The sequence below is a fragment of the Herbaspirillum sp. 3R11 genome (assembly GCF_004563925.1).
GTDB lineage: Bacteria > Pseudomonadota > Gammaproteobacteria > Burkholderiales > Burkholderiaceae_D > Herbaspirillum.
Genome location: NZ_SPNJ01000003.1, coordinates 607,014 through 624,207 on the forward strand (window position 1 = coordinate 607,014; position 17,194 = coordinate 624,207).

A 17,194-nucleotide genomic window follows, 5' to 3' on the forward strand; every position below is an offset into this window, starting at 1 on the left:
CCCCCTCACGGAGAAACGCCATGCCCCAGCAAGCCCGCCATCGCGGCTTCACCCTGATCGAACTCATGTGCGTACTATGCATCATCGGCATGCTGGCGCTGTTCGCCTATCCGTCCTACCAGTCGCACATACGCAAGGCGCGCCGCACCGAAGCACGTGCGGCGCTGATGCAGGCAATGCAGCAGCAGGAGCGCCACTTCACGCAACACAATCGCTACCACGCCTACAGCGACGCCTCCACGGCCGGGATGTTCCGATGGTTTTCGGGCGACACCGAGGCCGGCAGCTCTTATCGCCTCAGCGCCAGCGGGTGCAGCGGCGGCACCTTGCAGGAATGCATCATGTTGTCGGCGACGCCGGCCGGGGGCTTCATCGATCGCCAATGCGGCGCGCTGACGCTCAACAGCCGCGGCGAGCAAACCATCTCCGGCCTATCTGTCGCGGCCGCTCCCGAGGCATGCCGATGAAATCCCACCGGCGGCATCCCGCTGCGGCCGGCTTCACGCTGCCCGAACTGCTGATCGTGCTGGCCATAGTCGGCGTGCTGCTGGCGGCCGGCATGCCGAGCTTGCGCACCTACACGCAAAACCAGCAGTTGGCGAACGCCGCCAATGCGTTCCTTGGCGCCCTCAATCTGGCCCGCAGCGAAGCCATCCGGCGCGGCAGTCGGGTCGACCTGGCGCCGCGCGACGGCAGCAGATGGGAGAGCGGCTGGGTGGTCTTCGCCAACAAGCCGGGCGACGCCAGCCTGCAATTCGACATCGGGGACGAATTGATTTACAGCCATGAACAGTTGCCTGCCGGCCTCGATATGGCCACCAAGCTGAGCGACAAGTCGGCGTCCTACATCGCTTACAATGGCAACGGCAGGACCCGCAACAACATGAGCGACCGGGCGCCGCTATGGGGTTCGTGGCAATTTTCGCTGGATGGCCGAACCCGCCTGATCAGGCTTGGAATTCTGGGTCGCGCCCGCATCTGCAATCCGGCGGATGACGCAAGCTGCACATTCACAGCAAATCCTGCGCCGGCAACCAACCAGAACATCGCACCTCCGTGAACCAAATGTCCATCTACGACCTCTTCATCGAAAACGACCAGCAAGCCATGGCGCTGGCGCTGCAACAGGCCGAACAAGGCATGTTCACGACTACGCCCAATCCGCGCGTAGGCTGCGTCATCGTGCGCGACGACCGTGTCATCGGCGCCGGTTTCACACAGCCGCCGGGCGGCAACCACGCTGAAATACAGGCCATGCGCGACGCGCAGCAACGCGGCAACGACGTGCGCGGCGCCACCGTCTACGTCACGCTGGAGCCGTGCAGCCATTTCGGCCGCACCCCGCCCTGCGCCGATGCGCTGGTGAAGGCCGGCGTCGGCAAGGTGGTGTCGGCGATGACCGATCCCAATCCGCTGGTGGCCGGCCAAGGCCTGGGAAAATTGCAGGCGGCCGGCATCGCCGTGGTGTCCGGAGTACTGGCGGAACAAGCCCGTGAAATGAACATCGGCTTCTTCAAGCGCATGCAGCACGGCACGCCGTGGGTGCGCATGAAATCGGCTGCCAGCCTCGACGGCAAGACTGCCTTGCACAACGGCAAGAGCCAGTGGATCACCGGCCAGGCGGCGCGCGACGACGGCCATTTCTGGCGCGCACGCGCCTGCGCCATCGTCACCGGCATCGGCACCGTCAAGGACGACAACCCCCAACTGAGTGTGCGCGCCATCGATACGCCACGCCAGCCGCGCCGCATCGTGGTCGACAGCAAATTGACGCTGTCGCCGGACGCAAACATCCTCGCCGGCGGCGGCACCTGGGTCTTCACCGCCAGCGAAGACCGCGCCCGCATTGCCGCGCTGGAAGAACGCGGCGCCGAAGTCATCGTGCTGCCCAACGCCGCCGGCAAGGTCGACCTGCCGCGCGTGATCGCCGAGCTCGGCAAACGCAACCTCAATGAAGTGCACATCGAAGCGGGCTCCAAACTCAATGCCTCGCTGATCCGCGAAGGCTGCGTCGATGAACTGCTGCTCTACCTTGCGCCCAGCCTGCTGGGCGACGGCCGCAGCATGTTCGACCTGCCGGCGCTGGACGACCTGTCCGGCAAGATCGCGCTGCGTTTCCATGAGATCAAGCAGATCGGCGAGGATTTGCGTATCCTTGCCCGGTTCAGCTAACCGGCTCTTTTATTTAACAACCTTCAGTTACCTATTTGGATCCCATCATGTTCACAGGCATCGTCGCCGCCGTCGGCAACATCACTTCCGTTCAACCACTGGGCAACACCGCCGACGCCGGTGTGCGCCTCGACATCGACGCCGGCCCTCTGGCAATGGATGATGTCGCGCTGGGCGATTCGATCGCGCTCAACGGCGCCTGCATGACGGTGGTGGAGAAGACTGCAAAAGGATTCACCGTCGACGTCTCGCGCGAAAGCCTTAATCTCACCGTCGGCCTCGACGCTCCCGGTGAAGTGAATCTCGAAAAGGCCCTGACCCTGGCCGAACGCCTGGGTGGACACCTGGTCTCCGGCCACGTCGACGGTCTCGGCGTGGTCAACAAGTTCGAACCGATCGGCGAATCCTGGGAGCTGATCGTCGAAGCCCCCAAATCGCTCGCCAAGTATCTCGCCTACAAAGGCTCGATCGTCGTCAACGGCGTCTCGCTGACCGTCAACCGCGTGGAAGACGTCGCCAACGGCTGCCGCTTCTCGATCAATCTGATCCCGCACACGATCCAGGTTACTACGCTCAAGCACCTGAAGGTGGGCGGCAAGGTCAATCTGGAGATTGACCTGATTGCGCGTTATGTCGAGCGCATGCTGTCGACTACGCATAAATAAGAGCCTTGCGAGCACAACGCCACTTTTCACTTCATCAAAGCAATTTGTTGTCGCAATGTACTTTTGACAGCATGTGATCGCTGGCGCTATGCGCAAGACTGAATTCGGTCTAAAATCAGTCCTTCACGTATTTGCCCGAGGTCTGTCCATGAAATTTTCCACGCAGGTGAAGCCCATCAGCTACCTCAAGAGCCACGCGGCTGAGATTATCAAGGACATCACAGAAAATCGTGAGCCCATGTTGATCACGCAAAATGGCGAGGCCAAGCTGGTCGTCATGGACGTGAAAAGCTTCGAAGAACAGGAAGAGACGCTGGCGTTGCTGAAAATCCTGGCACTCGGCAATCGTGAAATCGAGCGAGGAAAATTCCGCGACGCGGAAGATGTATTTGCAGAGATGGACGAGGACGATCGCTGATGCGTTTCAAGGTTGTCATCCTCGATTCCGCCGAGCAAGACCTCAAAGAGCTCCGCACTTATATTCTCAAAGACTTTTCAGCCGACACTTGGCAAACCACTTATATAAAGTTGAAAGCAACTATTCGCAGTCTGCAGGATTTTCCGCAGGCCGGATCCGTTCCTGAAGAAATTGAAAAGCTAAACCTGACGCAATACCGGCAAGTTCTATCGGGAATGAACCGAGTAATTTATGAAGTGCGACAGGACGTTGTCTACATTCATATTATTGTCGACGTCCGACGCGAAATGAATGCACTGCTGACGCGACGCTTGTTGCGCATCAGATAAAGTCTCTTCCAAGAAAGTGAGAAAGTATGGCGGCACTCGCGCCGCCATACTTCTGACACTACCCTCAGAATGAATCAGCCGACCGAGGTATAACGCGCTGCCGGCGTGTTGCGCGACAGATGCCCCGACAAGGTCTTGCGCGCCGTCTCGTAGGCTTCCCACTCTTCGGCCTCATGCAATGACGGAATCGTGATCAGTTCACCGCGATCGAATCCGACCAGCGCAGCGTCGACCATGCTCTCTGCTGGCATGACGATATTCTGATCCAGATGCTCGACCGGCAAGCCGCCTGTGGCCCAGAACTCGGTTGCGGTCGCGCCCGGCAACACCGCCTGCACGCGCACGCCCTGCGCCGCCAGCTCATGATGCAGCGACTGGCTGAACGCCTGGACAAACGCCTTGGTGCCGCCATAGACGCCATTGAGGACTTCCGGAGCGATAGCGACGATCGAGGCGATGTTGATGATGCTGCCCTTGCCACGTGCAACGAAACCTGGAACTGCCGCGTAGGTCAGGCGCGTCAGCGCGGTGACGTTGAGGTCGATCATCTGCACCATCTTGTCGACGTCGCTGGACAACAGCGGCGTATGCGTGCCGATGCCGGCGTTGTTGACCAGCAGCGTGATGCTGGCGTCGCTGCGCAGCTTGGCTTCCACCTGCGCCAGCGCCGCCTTGTCGTTGAGGTCGGCGTCCAGCACTTCGACCGTACGCTGCGTTTCGGTCGTGATGCGGTCAGCCAGCGCGTTAAGGCGATCGCGGTTGCGCGCCACCAGGATGAGGTCGTAGCCGCGTTTTGCGAGACGGTCGGCGTAGATCGCGCCGATGCCGGAAGAAGCGCCCGTGATGAGGGCTGTGCCTTGATGTGCCTGCGTCATGATTTGTTCCTTTTGAGAGTAATTAAGGATCCGTGTTCGAATCCATGGCTGCATCATAGGACTGTCCGCCAATGTCTCAAATGACGTTTATGGTAGTATTTCGAGACATTCAACAAACAAGGAACGGACATGCACCGTATCGGCTACCTGCTGCAGGACGGATTCCAGGTGATGGCGCTGGCGACACAGTCGGTGTTCGAATACGCCAACTTGGTTGCGGGCGAGACGTTTTACGTGGTCGACAATTTTTCCGTGCAAGGCGGCGACATACGCTCCTCACTGGGCCTGAACGTGACGACGCGGCAGGCGACGCTGCGCAGTCCGGCCGATACCTGGATCATCACCGGCGTCGGCGACCCGGTGCATTCACCCGCCTCGGCGGCGGAGCTGGCCTTCCTCAACAAGATCAGCACACGCGCGCGACGCATCGCGGCGATCTGCACCGGCGCCTTCGTGCTGGCGGAATCAGGATTGCTGGACGGACGGCGTGCGACCACCCATTGGCATTTTTCGCGCGAAATGCAGGCGATGTTTCCGGAGATCCAGGTCGAGGACGACCGCATCTATCTGATCGACGGTCCGATCTGGACCTCGGCCGGCATGACCGCCGGGCTGGACTTGGCGCTGGCGATGGTGGAAAAGGATCTCGGCTCGGAAGCGGCACGCTCGGTCGCGCACAAGCTGGTGATGCATCAGCGGCGTTCAGGCGGCCAGTCGCAGCATTCGGAGATCCTTGACCTGGCGCCGAAATCGGACCGCATTCAGAACGCACTCAACTATGCCCGCAAGAATCTCTCGCACGCGCTCTCGGTGGAAGAGCTGGCGGAGTCCGTCAGCCTGAGTCCGCGCCAGTTCAGCCGCGTGTTCGCCGCCGAGACCGGGCAGTCGCCGGCCAAGGCGATCGAAGGCCTGCGCCTGGAAGCGGCGCGCTTGATGATCGAGCAAAGCCGCCATCCGCTCGAAGTGATAGCGCGCGAAACCGGTTTCCGCGACCGCCGTCACATGCGTGAAGTATTCATGCGCGGCTTCGGGGTGCCACCGCAGGCGATCCGGCGCGAGGTAAGAGATGAACGCTGAACAGATCAGGCGCGCACGCTCAGGCGATAAGTCGTGGTCTGGCGATAGACCTGCCCAGGCCGCAGGATCACGTCTTCGCGGTCTGGCCCGTTGACCTGGTCCGGATAGGCTTGCGCTTCGAGACAGAAGCCATCATGCGCGGCATAGGCCTGCGCGCCGCGTCCGGCAACCCCTTCCAGAAAATTCCCGCTGTAAAACTGCAGGCCGTTCTCCGTCGTGGCGACAGTCAGCTCACGCCCCGAACCGGGATCGTAGACCGTCGCCACGTCGCGCAGAGCCTGCGCGTTGCGGCTGCGCGAAGCGGTTGCGGGGTCACCCGGACGCAGGCAATAGCAGTGATCGAAACCACCGGCGATGGCAAGTTGCTCGTCAGGCCACGCCAGCCGCGCACCGATCGGCGCCGGCTGGCGGAAATCGAAGGCACTGCCGGCAACCTGCGCCGCCCGGTTCGGAATCAATGCGCGATCCACTTGCAAATAGCGGTCCGCATCGATGGACAGGATGTGGTCGCAGATATCGTCGGCGCCGCCGTTCAGGTTGAAGTAGCCGTGCGAAGTCAGGTTGAGCGGCGTCGGTGCATCGCTGGTGGCCGTGTAGTCGATGCTCAGCCGGCCCTCGTCGTCGAGCCGGTACAACACCGACGCCAGCACATTGCCCGGGAAGCCCGCGGCGCCGTGCGGCGACGCCAGCGTCATGCGCAGCCCTTCGGGATCGGCCTGCGCCTGCCACGGCAGCAAGTGGAAGCCGCCGGCGCCGCCGTGCAGATGATTGCCTCCTTCATTGCAGTCGACCTGATGGTCGACGCCGTCGAGCGCAAAGCGTCCTGCGGCGATGCGATTGCCCCAGCGTCCGATGATGCCGCCGAAGAACGGCGTATTGGCGAGATAACTCTGCTGGTCCGGATAGCCGAGCAGGACGTCGGCCTCGCGTCCATAGCGGTCAGGCGCCCACCAGGAAATCAGGGTGGCGCCGCGGTTGCTGATGACGACGCGCATGTCATGCGCATTGTGCAGGGTGTACAAAGTGACGCCGTGGCCGGCGGAAGTGCTGGAGAGGGTGAAATGTGTCATGTCGTCGGAATGCGGCGGCGAATCAATCGCCGTGGATGGGTTCTTGCAATAGAGGCAAAGAAGAAAGCGAAGGCGATGGATTGGCCGCGGCGCCCTGCGTCAGCTGCTCCTGGTATTCCCGCGGCGTGCAGCCGAGCTCGCGCTTGAACACCGCGTGCATGTATTGCACCGAGGTAAAGCCGCAGCTGACCGCGATCTCGGCGACGTTGCCATGCGCCTGCTGCAACATGCGCTTCGCGGCGTCGAGTTTGAAACGCAGGATTTCGTCATGCACGCTACGGCCGAGTTCGCGCCGGAAATACCAGTCCAGCGACGAGCGCGATACGCCGACGTAATCGGCGACCTGCTCGGTCTTGATGCCCTGGCGGGCGTACTGCCGGATGAAGTGCATCGCCTGCATGACGTGCGGATGATTGCGCGCTTCATGCCGGCTGGAGGCCAGCACGTTGATGCCGGCCGGCGGCACCAGGATGCGCTTGTCGGCAAACTGCCCGCCGTGGCCGTGCAGCATCTGGTGCAACAGATGCGCTGCGGTGCGGCCCATTTCCAATGTTCCCTGTATTACCGAACTGAGCGGCACGCGCGTCAGGATGCGCGCCAGCGGATCGTTGTCGATGCCGATCAGTGCGACCTGCTCCGGCACCGCGATGCCGGCGAACAGGCAGGCTTGCAGCAATTGCCGCGCACGCGCGTCGGTGACCGCGATGATGCCGATCGGTTTAGGGAGGCTACGCACCCAGGCGATTTGCTGCTCCACCGCGGTGTCCCAGGACTGCGCGCTGGTGCCGACGCCGCGATAGATGTGGCCTTGTATGCCGTCGCGCTGTGTCAGCGATTCAAATGCCTTTTCACGCTCCTGCGCCCAGCGGTTGACGTCGGCTTGCGGCAGGCTGAAACAGGCGAAATTCTGCAAGCCGGCTTCGATCAGATGATCGTAAGCCAGCTTGACCAGCTTGAAATTGTCGGTCGCGACATAGGGAAAATCTTTCGGATAGCCGGACTCTTCGGCATAGGAACCGCCCACCGCGACCACCGGCAATTGCACGCGCGACAAGGCTTCCTGCATGGTCGGATCGTCAAAATCGGCAATGATGCCGTGGCCCTGCCAACGCTCGATGCCCTGCGGCCGGCAGCGGAAATCTTCCTCCAGATACAAGTCCCACGACGCACGCGTGCTGGTCAGGTATTCACCGATGCCGGCGATGATGTCGCGGTCGAATATCTTGTTGCCGTTGAACAGCAGCGCAATGCGATGCACGGTCGGTACTTTTGTCACGCTGAACTCTCCGATGCCCGCCGGCGGCAGCTATCGCTGCGCCGGCAAGCGGTCTCCTGAAGCGCCGGCGAATCCTCTGGTGATGCCAAAACAGCATCTTTCCGATTCCGGTCTTCCTGTTTTTTATCCTTTTTTGATTGTACCGAGAGCGCGTTCCCCCGTCAGTCCAAATAGCCGTTTGTGCAAGTGCAATAGAAAGAATCGCACTCCCGATTGGCGGATTTCGTAATTGTGGTGGCCGGTATGCGGTTGCTAGTATGGCCGCACATCAAGCCTCGGCGAGGCGGAGATGGGCAGTGGCGGACAAACGTTCTTACAAGAATAGCCGCCGATGCAGGAGCATCCCCCTTAAAAATCATAATGAACAATCTGGAGACAAGGCAATGAACGCAATCCTGAAAAAGAGTGTATTGGCCCTGATGGCGGCGACCACGATGTCGCTGGTCGCAGGCGGCGCGATGGCTGACGCCAAGAATCCGAAGATCGGCTTTTCCATTGACGACCTGCGCGTGGAACGCTGGGCGCGCGACCGCGACTTCTTCACCGCCGCGGCGGAAAAACTCGGCGCCAAGGTATTCGTGCAATCCGCCGACGCCAGCGAAGCGCGCCAGATTTCGCAGATCGAGAATCTCATCTCGCGCGGCGTCGACGTGATCGTGATCGTGCCGTTCAACGCCACGGTGCTGACCAACACCATCAAGGAAGCCAAGAAGGCCGGCATCAAAGTGCTGTCCTACGACCGCCTGATCCTGAACGCGGACGTCGACGCCTACATCTCGTTCGACAACGAGAAGGTCGGTGAAATGCAGGCCGAAGGCGTGCTCAAGGCGCAATCGAAAGGCAACTTCTACCTGCTCGGCGGCTCGCCTACCGACAACAACGCCAAGATGCTGCGCGAAGGCCAGATGAAGGTGCTCAAGCCGCTGATCGACAAGGGCGACATCAAGATCGTCGGCCAGCAATGGGTCAAGGACTGGAATCCGACCGAGGCCTTGTCCATTGTTGAAAACGCCCTGACCGCCAACAACAACAAGATCGACGCCATCGTCGCCTCCAATGACGGCACGGCAGGCGGCGCCATCCAGGCGCTGGCGGCACAAAAGCTGGCCGGCAAGGTGCCGGTATCGGGCCAGGATGCCGACCTCGCAGCGATCAAGCGCGTCGTCGCCGGCACCCAGACCATGACGGTCTACAAGCCGCTCAAACTGATCGCCACCGAAGCCGCCAACCTGTCGGTGCACCTGGCGCGCAACGAGAAGCCAAGCTACAACTCGCAGTACGACAACGGCTTCAAGAAGGTCGACACGGTGCTGCTCAAGCCGATCCCGCTGACCAAGGCCAACGTCAACATCCTGGTCGACGACGGCTTCTATACGCAGGCGCAGATCGGCGCGAAGTAAGTCCTTCGCAACTCCACAAGAAATACGCACGCGATGACGGCGCCCTGCGGGGCGTCGTATCCGCGCCTCCCCTCTTCCCATCTCCTTCCGCGAGCGCAGCATGTCAGAGTATTTGTTGGAAATGAAAGGCATCGTCAAACAGTTTGACGGTGTCCGCGCCCTCGACGGCATCGACCTGAAAATCAAGGCCGGCGAATGTGTCGGCCTGTGCGGCGAAAACGGCGCCGGCAAATCGACGCTGATGAAGATCCTCTCCGGCGTCTATCCGCACGGTACCTGGGACGGCGACATCCTGTGGGACGGCAAGCCGCTGGTCGCCCACTCCGTGCGCGACACCGAAGCCGCCGGCATCGTCATCATCCATCAGGAACTGATGCTGGTACCGGAGCTGTCGGTGGCGGAGAACATTTTCATGGGCCATGAGCTGACTTTGCCCGGCGGCCGCATGAACTATCCCGCCATGTACCGGCGCGCCGAAGAACTCATGCGCGAACTGAACATGCCGGACATCAACGTCGCCCTGCCCGTGATGCAATACGGCGGTGGCCACCAGCAACTGGTGGAGATCGCCAAGGCGCTCAACAAGAAGGCGCGCCTGCTGATCCTCGACGAACCGTCATCGTCGCTGACCACCTCCGAAATCGCCGTACTGCTGAAGATCATCAAGGATCTGAAGGCCAAGGGTGTGGCCTGCGTTTACATCTCGCACAAGCTCGACGAAGTGGCCGCCGTGTGCGACACCATTTCGGTCATCCGCGACGGCAAGCACATCGCCACCACGCCGATGGAAGAGTTGGACGTCGACCGCATCATCACGCAGATGGTCGGACGTGAAATCACCGCGATGTACCCGCGCCGCGACCATGAAGTCGGCGAGATCGTGTTCGAAGCGCGGCACATGACCTGCCTCGACGTCGACAACCCCAAACGCAAGCGCGTCGACGACGTCTCATTCTCGGTGCGGCGCGGAGAAATCCTCGGTATCGCCGGCCTGGTCGGCGCGGGACGTACCGAGCTGGTATCGGCGATCTTCGGCGCTTATCCGGGCCGCTGTGAAGGCGAAGTCTGGATGAACGGCGCACGCGTCGATACCGGCACGCCGCTCAAATCCATCCGGCTCGGCCTGTGCATGGTGCCGGAAGACCGCAAGCAGCACGGCATCGTGCCTGACCTCAACGTTGGCCAGAACATCACGCTGACGGTACTGAAGAACTTCTCGCGCGGCACCCGTATTGACGCCGAGGCCGAGCTGAAGACCGTCACCGAGGAAATCGCCCGCATGCGGCTCAAGACCTCGAGCCCATTCCTGCCGATTACCGGCCTGTCCGGCGGCAACCAGCAAAAGGCGGTGCTGGCCAAGATGTTGCTGGCGCATCCCAAAGTCCTGATCCTCGACGAGCCCACGCGCGGCGTCGACGTCGGCGCCAAGGCGGAAATCTACCGCTTGATCGCCGAACTGGCGAAGCAAGGCGTGGCCGTGATCATGGTGTCGTCCGAACTGGCTGAAGTACTGGGCGTCTCCGACCGCGTGCTGGTCATCGGCGAAGGCAAGCTGCGCGGCGACTTCGTCAACCAGGACCTGACGCAGGAAATGGTGCTGGCGGCGGCCATCAACCAATCGCCGCCACAGCGCATGCACGTCGCGACGCCTTCCGCCGCATAAACACAACACTCTGGAATCAAGCATGACTTCAACCATCAGTACGCGCAACGGCGCGGCCAACACCTCGGCCAACATCAAGCAACTCTTCAGCCGCTACAAGATCATGGCGCTGCTGATCGCCATCGCCATCATCTGGGCCTTCTTCAGCTGGAAGACCGAAGGCGGCTTCGTCACGCCGCGCAACCTGTCCAATCTGCTGCGCCAGATGTCGGTGACCGGCATCCTGGCCTGCGGCATGGTGCTGGTCATCATCGCCGGCGAAATCGACCTGTCGGTCGGCTCCCTGCTCGGCCTGCTGGGCGGCGTTGCCGCCATCCTGAACGTGACGCACAACCTGCCGTTGCCGCTCAATCTGTTCCTCGTATTGCTGCTGGGATTGCTGCTGGGACTGTTCAACGGTTACCTGACGGCGTACATGCGCATCCCGTCCTTCATCGTCGGTCTGGGCGGCATGCTGGCGTTTCGCGGCGTGCTGCTGGGCATCACCGGCGGCCTCACGATTGCACCGGTATCGAGCGACCTGGTGTACCTGGGCCAAGGCTACCTGCCGGCCAGCTTCGGCGTCGCGCTCGTGATCGTGCTGTTCGTGCTGGCGCTGGCGCTGACCTGGCGCCAACGCGTCAACCGCACCCGCCATGCCTTGCCGGTGCCGCCGCTGTGGCGCGACGCCGTCAAGGTGGCGCTGATCGGCGCGGTGCTGCTGGCGTTCGTGCGCACGCTCAACAGCTATGACGGCATCCCGGTGCCGGTGCTGCTGTTGCTGGCGCTGCTCGGCCTGTTCAGCTATGTCACCACGCAAACCGTATTCGGCCGCCGCATCTATTCGGTCGGCAGCAACATGGAAGCAACGCGGCTGTCCGGCGTCAACGTGCAGTCGGTCAAGCTGTGGGTGTTCGGCATCATGGGCGTGATGTGCGCGCTGGCAGGACTGGTCAACACCGCGCGTCTGGCGGCGGGTTCGCCGTCGTCGGGCAGCATGGGCGAACTCGACGCCATCGCGGCCTGCTTCATCGGCGGCACATCGATGCGCGGTGGCTCGGGCACCATCTACGGCGCGCTGATCGGCGCGCTGGTGATGGCCAGCCTGGACAACGGCATGTCGATGCTCGACGTCGGCACCTACTGGCAGATGATCGTCAAGGGCAGCATCCTGATGCTGGCCGTGTGGGTCGACGTCAGCACCCGTTCGGGTCGCTGAGCGGCCTGCTTCCATTTCATTCTGAAAAGAGGACAGCCATGCAAACGCTCATGCAAACTTCGATGCAAACCATACCGGCCCACGCCGTCTTACCCGCCGATCTTGCCGACGCGTTGCTGATCGGCCGTGTCTGGAGGAACAGCAAGATCAACGGTCCCTGCGTGGTGGTCGTGCGTCAGGGCCAGGTCTTCGACATCACCGCCGCAGCGCCCACGGTGGCCGACCTGCTCGACGCCGAAGACCTTCTGCACATCGCCCGCCACGCTCCCGGCGAAGCGCTGGGCAGCGTAATGGACCTGGTTCATCATGCGCTGCATACCCAGGACGACACCAGTCGGCCGCTGCTGCTGGCGCCCTGCGACATCCAGCCGATCAAGGCCTGCGGCGTGACCTTCGCAGTCAGCATGCTGGAACGCGTGATCGAAGAAAAAGCCGCCGGCGACGCCGGTCGTGCAGAAGCCCTGCGCAAGGAATTGCAAGCCAGCATCGGCGCCGACTTGTCCACCATCCGGCCCGGTTCCGAAGCCGCCGCCAAGTTGAAGCAGGAACTCGTCAAGCGCGACGCCTGGTCGCAGTACATGGAAGTTGGTATCGGCCCCGATGCGGAAGTATTCTCGAAAGCGCAGGCGATGTCGGCGCTGGGACTGGGCGCCGACGTCGGCCTGCACCCGGCGTCGCAATGGAACAACCCCGAGCCGGAAATCGTGCTGGCCGTGAACAGCTGCGGCGAAGCGGTCGGCGCGACGCTGGGCAACGACGTCAACCTGCGCGACATCGAGGGCCGCAGTGCGCTGCTGCTCGGCAAGGCCAAGGACAACAACGGTTCGTGCGCCATCGGTCCCTTCATCCGTCTGTTCGACGAGCGCTTCACGATCGACACGGTGCGCCAGGCTGAAGTCTCGCTGCTCATCGAAGGCGATGACGGCTTCCGTCTCGACGGCGTCAGCTTCATGCGCGAGATCAGCCGCGATCCGCTTGACCTGGTGCAGCAAACCTGCGGTGCGCATCACCAGTATCCGGACGGCTTCATGCTGTTCCTTGGCACCATGTTTTCGCCGATCAAGGACCGTGGCGCAGCCGGTGCCGGCTTTACCCATCATCTGGGCGACCGCGTCACCATCGCCAGCCCGTCGCTGGGCGCGCTCGTCAATCGCGTGCAACGCAGCGACGCCATCGCCCCCTGGACCTTCGGCATCCGCTCGCTCTATCGCTATCTGGCCGGGCGCGGCCTGACCGATTCAGTGCCCACTTCAGTATCATCTTCCAGGAGAACAGCAGCATGACAGCATCACCATCGGCTTCCCTCGCGACCGCGCCGACCCCGCCGACCACATCTGCCGCGTCGACACCCTTCGAGCACGCCGTCTACCGCAGCCTCGCCGGCAAACGCGTGGTCATCACCGGCGGCGGCACCGGCATCGGCGCCGCGCTGGTGGAAGCCTTCGCCAGACAAGGTGCGCAGGTATTTTTCCTCGACATCGCCGAGCGCGAGTCGCGCGAACTGGAAGCCACGCTGCGCGACACGCCGTTGCCGCCGACCTTCCTGCAGTGCGACCTGCTCGACCTGGACGCGCTGGCGGCTAGCTTTGTCGTCATTGAAAAGATGGCCGGCGCCGTCGACATCCTCATCAACAATGCCGCCAATGACGACCGCCACAAAGTCGCCGACGTCACGCCGGCTTATTGGGATGAGCGCATGGCGGTCAACCTGCGCCATCAGTTCTTTTGCGCACAGGCGGTTACGCCCGGCATGCGTGAAATGGGCCGCGGCGTGATTCTGAATTTCGGTTCGATCTCGTGGCATCTGGCGTTGCCCGGACTGGCGCTGTACATGACGGCCAAGGCCGCCATCGAAGGATTGACGCGCGGCCTGGCGCGCGACCTCGGCGTGCACGGCATCCGGGTCAATTGCATCATCCCCGGCGCGGTGCGCACGCCGCGCCAGATGCGCCTGTGGCACAGCCCGGAAGAAGAAGCCAAGATCCTCGCATCGCAATGCCTGTACGAACGCGTCGATCCGCATGACGTCGCGGCGCTGGCGCTGTTCCTGGCATCCGACAGCGCATCGAAATGCTCCGGTCGCGACTACTTCGTCGACGCCGGCTGGTACGGCGCATGAGCGCGCCCGCTCCGACCTGCGTGTGGCCGGTCGGCGCCGAACTGGGCGAGGGTCCGGTCTGGCATGCGGCGCAACAGGCGCTCTACTTCGTCGACATCAAGGGCCGCGCGCTCCATCGCTGCGATGCTGACGGCGGCCATCGGGAAAGCTGGAGCACGCCGCAGCAGCCGGGTTTCGTGCTGCCCTGCGATGACGAAAATCTGCTGTGCGGCATGCAGGGCGGCCTTTATCAGTTCACTCCGGACACCGGAAGTTTCACGTTGCTGCAGCCGGTGGAACAAGACCTGCCGGGCAATCGGATCAACGACGGTTTCGTCGATCATCGCGGTCGCCTGTGGTTCGGCACCATGGATGACGCGGAAGAAAATCCGACCGGTTCGCTGTACCGCCGCGAGCGCGACATCCTGAAAAAACAGGACGACAACTACGTCATCACCAACGGTCCGGCCATGAGCCCGGACGGCAAAACGCTATATCACACGGACACATTGCTGCGAACGGTATATGCTTTCGATGTCGACGCGGCGGGAAACTTGTCCGGCAAGCGCACGTTCACCATCATTGACGGCTCCGGTTACCCGGACGGCATGGCGGTGGATGCGGAAGGCTGCCTGTGGGTCGCCCTGTTCGGCGGGTGGCGCATCGAGCGCTTCCTGCCATCCGGGGAACTGATCGGCGTGCTTCCCTTCCCGTGCGCCAACATCACCAAGCTGGCCTTCGGCGGCGCTGACCTGCAGACCGTGCACGTCACCACTGCCTGGAAAGGCCTGTCGTCCGCCGAGCGCTTGCAGCAACCGCTCGCGGGCGGCTTGTTTTCGTTCCGCGCCGACACGCCGGGCCTGGCTCAACATTACATATCGACAGAGGTACAGAAGTGACAAATCAATCGCAGACACCACGCCGTTTCCGCTCCCAGGACTGGTTCGACAATCCGGACCACATCGACATGACGGCGTTGTATCTGGAACGGTTCATGAACTACGGCATCACCGCCGAGGAACTGCGCTCCGGCCGTCCCATCATCGGCATCGCCCAGAGCGGCAGCGACATCAGCCCCTGTAACCGCATCCATCTGGAACTGGCGCGCCGCGTGCGCGACGGCATCCGCGACGCCGGCGGCATCCCGATGGAATTCCCGCTGCATCCGATTTTTGAGAACTGCCGTCGCCCGACTGCGGCGATCGACCGCAACCTGTCCTACCTCGGCCTGGTGGAAATCCTGCATGGCTATCCGATCGACGCCGTGGTGCTGACCACTGGCTGCGACAAGACCACGCCGGCGCAGATCATGGCCGCCTCCACCGTCGACATCCCGGCCATCGTACTGTCGGGCGGTCCGATGCTGGACGGCTGGATGGACGGCGAACTGGTCGGCTCCGGCGCCGCCATCTGGAAGGGCCGCCGCCAGTTGTCCGCAGGCCAGATCGACAATGAAAAATTCCTCGAGATCGCCGCCGCCTCGGCGCCCTCGTCCGGCCACTGCAACACCATGGGCACCGCCTCGACCATGAACGCCATGGCCGAAGCGCTCGGCATGTCGCTGACCGGCTGTTCCGCAATTCCCGCGCCGTATCGCGAGCGCGGACAGATGGCCTACGAAACCGGTCGCCGCATCGTCGGCATGGCGTATGAAGACCTGCGTCCGTCGGCGATCCTGACGCGCGACGCCTTCCTCGACGCCATCGTGGTCAACGCCGCCATCGGCGGCTCCACCAACGCCCAGCCGCACATCATGGCGATGGCGCGCCACGCCGGCGTCGAACTGCATTCCGATGACTGGATGAAATACGGCTACGACGTGCCGCTGCTGCTCAACATGCAACCGGCCGGAAAATATCTGGGCGAGCGCTTCCACCGCGCCGGCGGCGTGCCGGCCATCATGTGGGAACTGCAACAGGCCGGCAAGCTGCGCGCCAATCGTCTCACCGCCGGCGGCAAGACCATGGCGCAAAACCTCGAAGGCCGCGAAAGCCACGACCGCGAAGTGGTGTTCCCTTTTGCAGCACCGATGCGCGAACGCGCCGGCTTCCTGGTCCTCAAGGGCAACCTGTTCGACTTCGCCATCATGAAGACCAGCGTCATCTCGGACACCTTCCGCGAACGCTATCTGAACACACCGGGCAGCGAAGGCATCTTCGAATGCAATGCAGCGGTATTCGACGGCTCCGACGATTACCACGCGCGCATCAACGATCCTGCGCTCGGCATCGACGAGAACACCATCCTGGTGATCCGCGGCGCCGGTCCGGTCGGCTGGCCCGGCTCGGCCGAGGTGGTCAACATGCAACCGCCTGACGCACTGCTGCGCCGTGGCATCACGACCCTGCCGACACTCGGCGACGGTCGCCAGTCGGGCACCTCGGATAGTCCGTCGATCCTGAACGCGTCTCCCGAAAGCGCGGTCGGTGGCGGTCTCGCCTATCTACATACGGGCGACAAGATCCGCATCGACCTCAACACCGGCCGTTGCGACATGCTGATCAGCGATGAAGAACTGGCCAAACGCAAGGCCGAGGGTATCCCTGCAGTCCCGGCCAGCCAGACGCCGTGGCAGGAGATTTATCGCGACACCGTCGGCCAGCTCGAGACCGGCGCCGTCATGGAACTGGCGGTCAAGTATCAGGGCATTGCCAAGGTTCTGCCGCGTCACAATCACTGACGCGCACTGTCGCGACGACGGTCTGGCCCTGCTCGCAGGCCTGTCCGTCGCCGGATTCTGCAGCCAGTCCTGTTTCCATTGCAAGCGCCCTTCGGGGCGCTTTTTTATTGCTGATTTCCACAGTGAAACAGCAAATCGGGCCTTCTTAGACGACTGGTCTAATTTTAGGCTATGATGAACCGTCGGCTTTATTTCGGCTGTTGCATTTGTCGTATGCATCGGGCTGCAAAGCTTCAGAGACAGTGATCTCACTGTCTTTTTTATTCTGCTTTC

17 protein-coding genes are annotated in these 17,194 nt (G+C 62.4%); 14 read left to right on the forward strand and 3 right to left on the reverse strand.

The features are described from left to right. Positions 1-20: 20 nt before the first annotated feature. The 6 genes from E4P32_RS16175 (at position 21) to E4P32_RS16200 (ending at position 3,584) form a co-directional block, all read left to right on the forward strand. Positions 21-467, forward strand: a complete 447-nt coding sequence (locus E4P32_RS16175; protein ID WP_116434828.1) for a type IV pilin protein — start codon at positions 21-23, stop codon at positions 465-467. Further along, on the forward strand, positions 464-1,060 hold the full coding sequence (locus E4P32_RS16180) for a GspH/FimT family pseudopilin (protein ID WP_158559728.1): 597 nt from the start codon (positions 464-466) through the stop codon (positions 1,058-1,060). Before E4P32_RS16175 ends, E4P32_RS16180 begins: the two co-directional genes overlap by 4 nt. A 5-nt stretch (positions 1,061-1,065) precedes the next feature. Continuing rightward, a complete protein-coding gene (gene ribD / locus E4P32_RS16185) occupies positions 1,066-2,172 on the forward strand; it encodes a bifunctional diaminohydroxyphosphoribosylaminopyrimidine deaminase/5-amino-6-(5-phosphoribosylamino)uracil reductase RibD (RefSeq protein ID WP_116434826.1) in 1,107 nt (368 codons plus the stop codon). 47 nt (positions 2,173-2,219) lie between these two features. Next, complete coding sequence (locus E4P32_RS16190) at positions 2,220-2,837, forward strand: riboflavin synthase (RefSeq protein WP_116435301.1); 618 nt, start codon at positions 2,220-2,222, stop codon at positions 2,835-2,837. Positions 2,838-2,985: 148 nt separating this feature from the next. Further along, on the forward strand, positions 2,986-3,255 hold the full coding sequence (locus tag E4P32_RS16195) for a type II toxin-antitoxin system Phd/YefM family antitoxin (protein ID WP_116434825.1): 270 nt from the start codon (positions 2,986-2,988) through the stop codon (positions 3,253-3,255). Continuing rightward, positions 3,255-3,584 (forward strand): type II toxin-antitoxin system RelE/ParE family toxin, encoded by a 330-nt coding sequence (locus tag E4P32_RS16200; RefSeq protein ID WP_116434824.1) that lies wholly within the window; start codon positions 3,255-3,257, stop codon positions 3,582-3,584. Before E4P32_RS16195 ends, E4P32_RS16200 begins: the two co-directional genes overlap by 1 nt. A gap of 74 nt (positions 3,585-3,658) precedes the next feature. Here E4P32_RS16200 and E4P32_RS16205 read toward each other — a convergent pair whose 3' ends face one another. Then, the gene (locus tag E4P32_RS16205; RefSeq protein WP_116434823.1) at positions 3,659-4,459 is read right to left on the reverse strand and encodes an SDR family oxidoreductase; all 801 of its coding nucleotides are present in this window, start codon (positions 4,457-4,459) and stop codon (positions 3,659-3,661) included. Positions 4,460-4,588: 129 nt separating this feature from the next. Here E4P32_RS16205 and E4P32_RS16210 point away from each other — a divergent pair, with 129 nt between their 5' ends. Then, positions 4,589-5,536 (forward strand): GlxA family transcriptional regulator, encoded by a 948-nt coding sequence (locus E4P32_RS16210; RefSeq protein ID WP_116434822.1) that lies wholly within the window; start codon positions 4,589-4,591, stop codon positions 5,534-5,536. A 5-nt stretch (positions 5,537-5,541) separates the two neighbouring features. Here the strand turns inward: E4P32_RS16210 and E4P32_RS16215 are convergent, their stop codons facing one another. Together E4P32_RS16215 and E4P32_RS16220 are read right to left on the reverse strand one after the other, a co-directional pair. After that, a complete protein-coding gene (locus E4P32_RS16215) occupies positions 5,542-6,606 on the reverse strand; it encodes an aldose epimerase family protein (protein WP_116434821.1) in 1,065 nt (354 codons plus the stop codon). Between the two features lie 22 nt (positions 6,607-6,628). Further along, a complete protein-coding gene (locus E4P32_RS16220; RefSeq protein ID WP_116434820.1) occupies positions 6,629-7,882 on the reverse strand; it encodes a DNA-binding transcriptional regulator in 1,254 nt (417 codons plus the stop codon). Positions 7,883-8,265: 383 nt separating this feature from the next. Between E4P32_RS16220 and xylF the strand changes: the two genes are divergently transcribed. The 7 genes from xylF (at position 8,266) to E4P32_RS16255 (ending at position 16,921) form a co-directional block, all read left to right on the forward strand. Continuing rightward, positions 8,266-9,282, forward strand: coding sequence for a D-xylose ABC transporter substrate-binding protein (xylF, locus tag E4P32_RS16225; protein WP_116434819.1), 1,017 nt, complete (start codon positions 8,266-8,268; stop codon positions 9,280-9,282). A gap of 100 nt (positions 9,283-9,382) precedes the next feature. Further along, positions 9,383-10,945, forward strand: a complete 1,563-nt coding sequence (gene xylG / locus E4P32_RS16230) for a D-xylose ABC transporter ATP-binding protein (protein ID WP_116434818.1) — start codon at positions 9,383-9,385, stop codon at positions 10,943-10,945. 22 nt (positions 10,946-10,967) lie between these two features. Then, positions 10,968-12,143, forward strand: coding sequence for a sugar ABC transporter permease (locus E4P32_RS16235; protein ID WP_116434817.1), 1,176 nt, complete (start codon positions 10,968-10,970; stop codon positions 12,141-12,143). 62 nt (positions 12,144-12,205) lie between these two features. Then, entirely contained in the window at positions 12,206-13,426 is a 1,221-nt protein-coding gene (locus E4P32_RS16240; RefSeq protein WP_116435300.1) for a fumarylacetoacetate hydrolase family protein, read from the forward strand. Then, the gene (locus E4P32_RS16245; protein WP_116434816.1) at positions 13,423-14,262 is read left to right on the forward strand and encodes an SDR family oxidoreductase; all 840 of its coding nucleotides are present in this window, start codon (positions 13,423-13,425) and stop codon (positions 14,260-14,262) included. Before E4P32_RS16240 ends, E4P32_RS16245 begins: the two co-directional genes overlap by 4 nt. Further along, on the forward strand, positions 14,259-15,140 hold the full coding sequence (locus E4P32_RS16250) for an SMP-30/gluconolactonase/LRE family protein (protein ID WP_116434815.1): 882 nt from the start codon (positions 14,259-14,261) through the stop codon (positions 15,138-15,140). The genes E4P32_RS16245 and E4P32_RS16250 overlap by 4 nt, the downstream gene beginning before the upstream one ends. Further along, the gene (locus tag E4P32_RS16255; protein WP_116434814.1) at positions 15,137-16,921 is read left to right on the forward strand and encodes an IlvD/Edd family dehydratase; all 1,785 of its coding nucleotides are present in this window, start codon (positions 15,137-15,139) and stop codon (positions 16,919-16,921) included. The genes E4P32_RS16250 and E4P32_RS16255 overlap by 4 nt, the downstream gene beginning before the upstream one ends. Positions 16,922-17,194 lie beyond the last annotated feature (273 nt).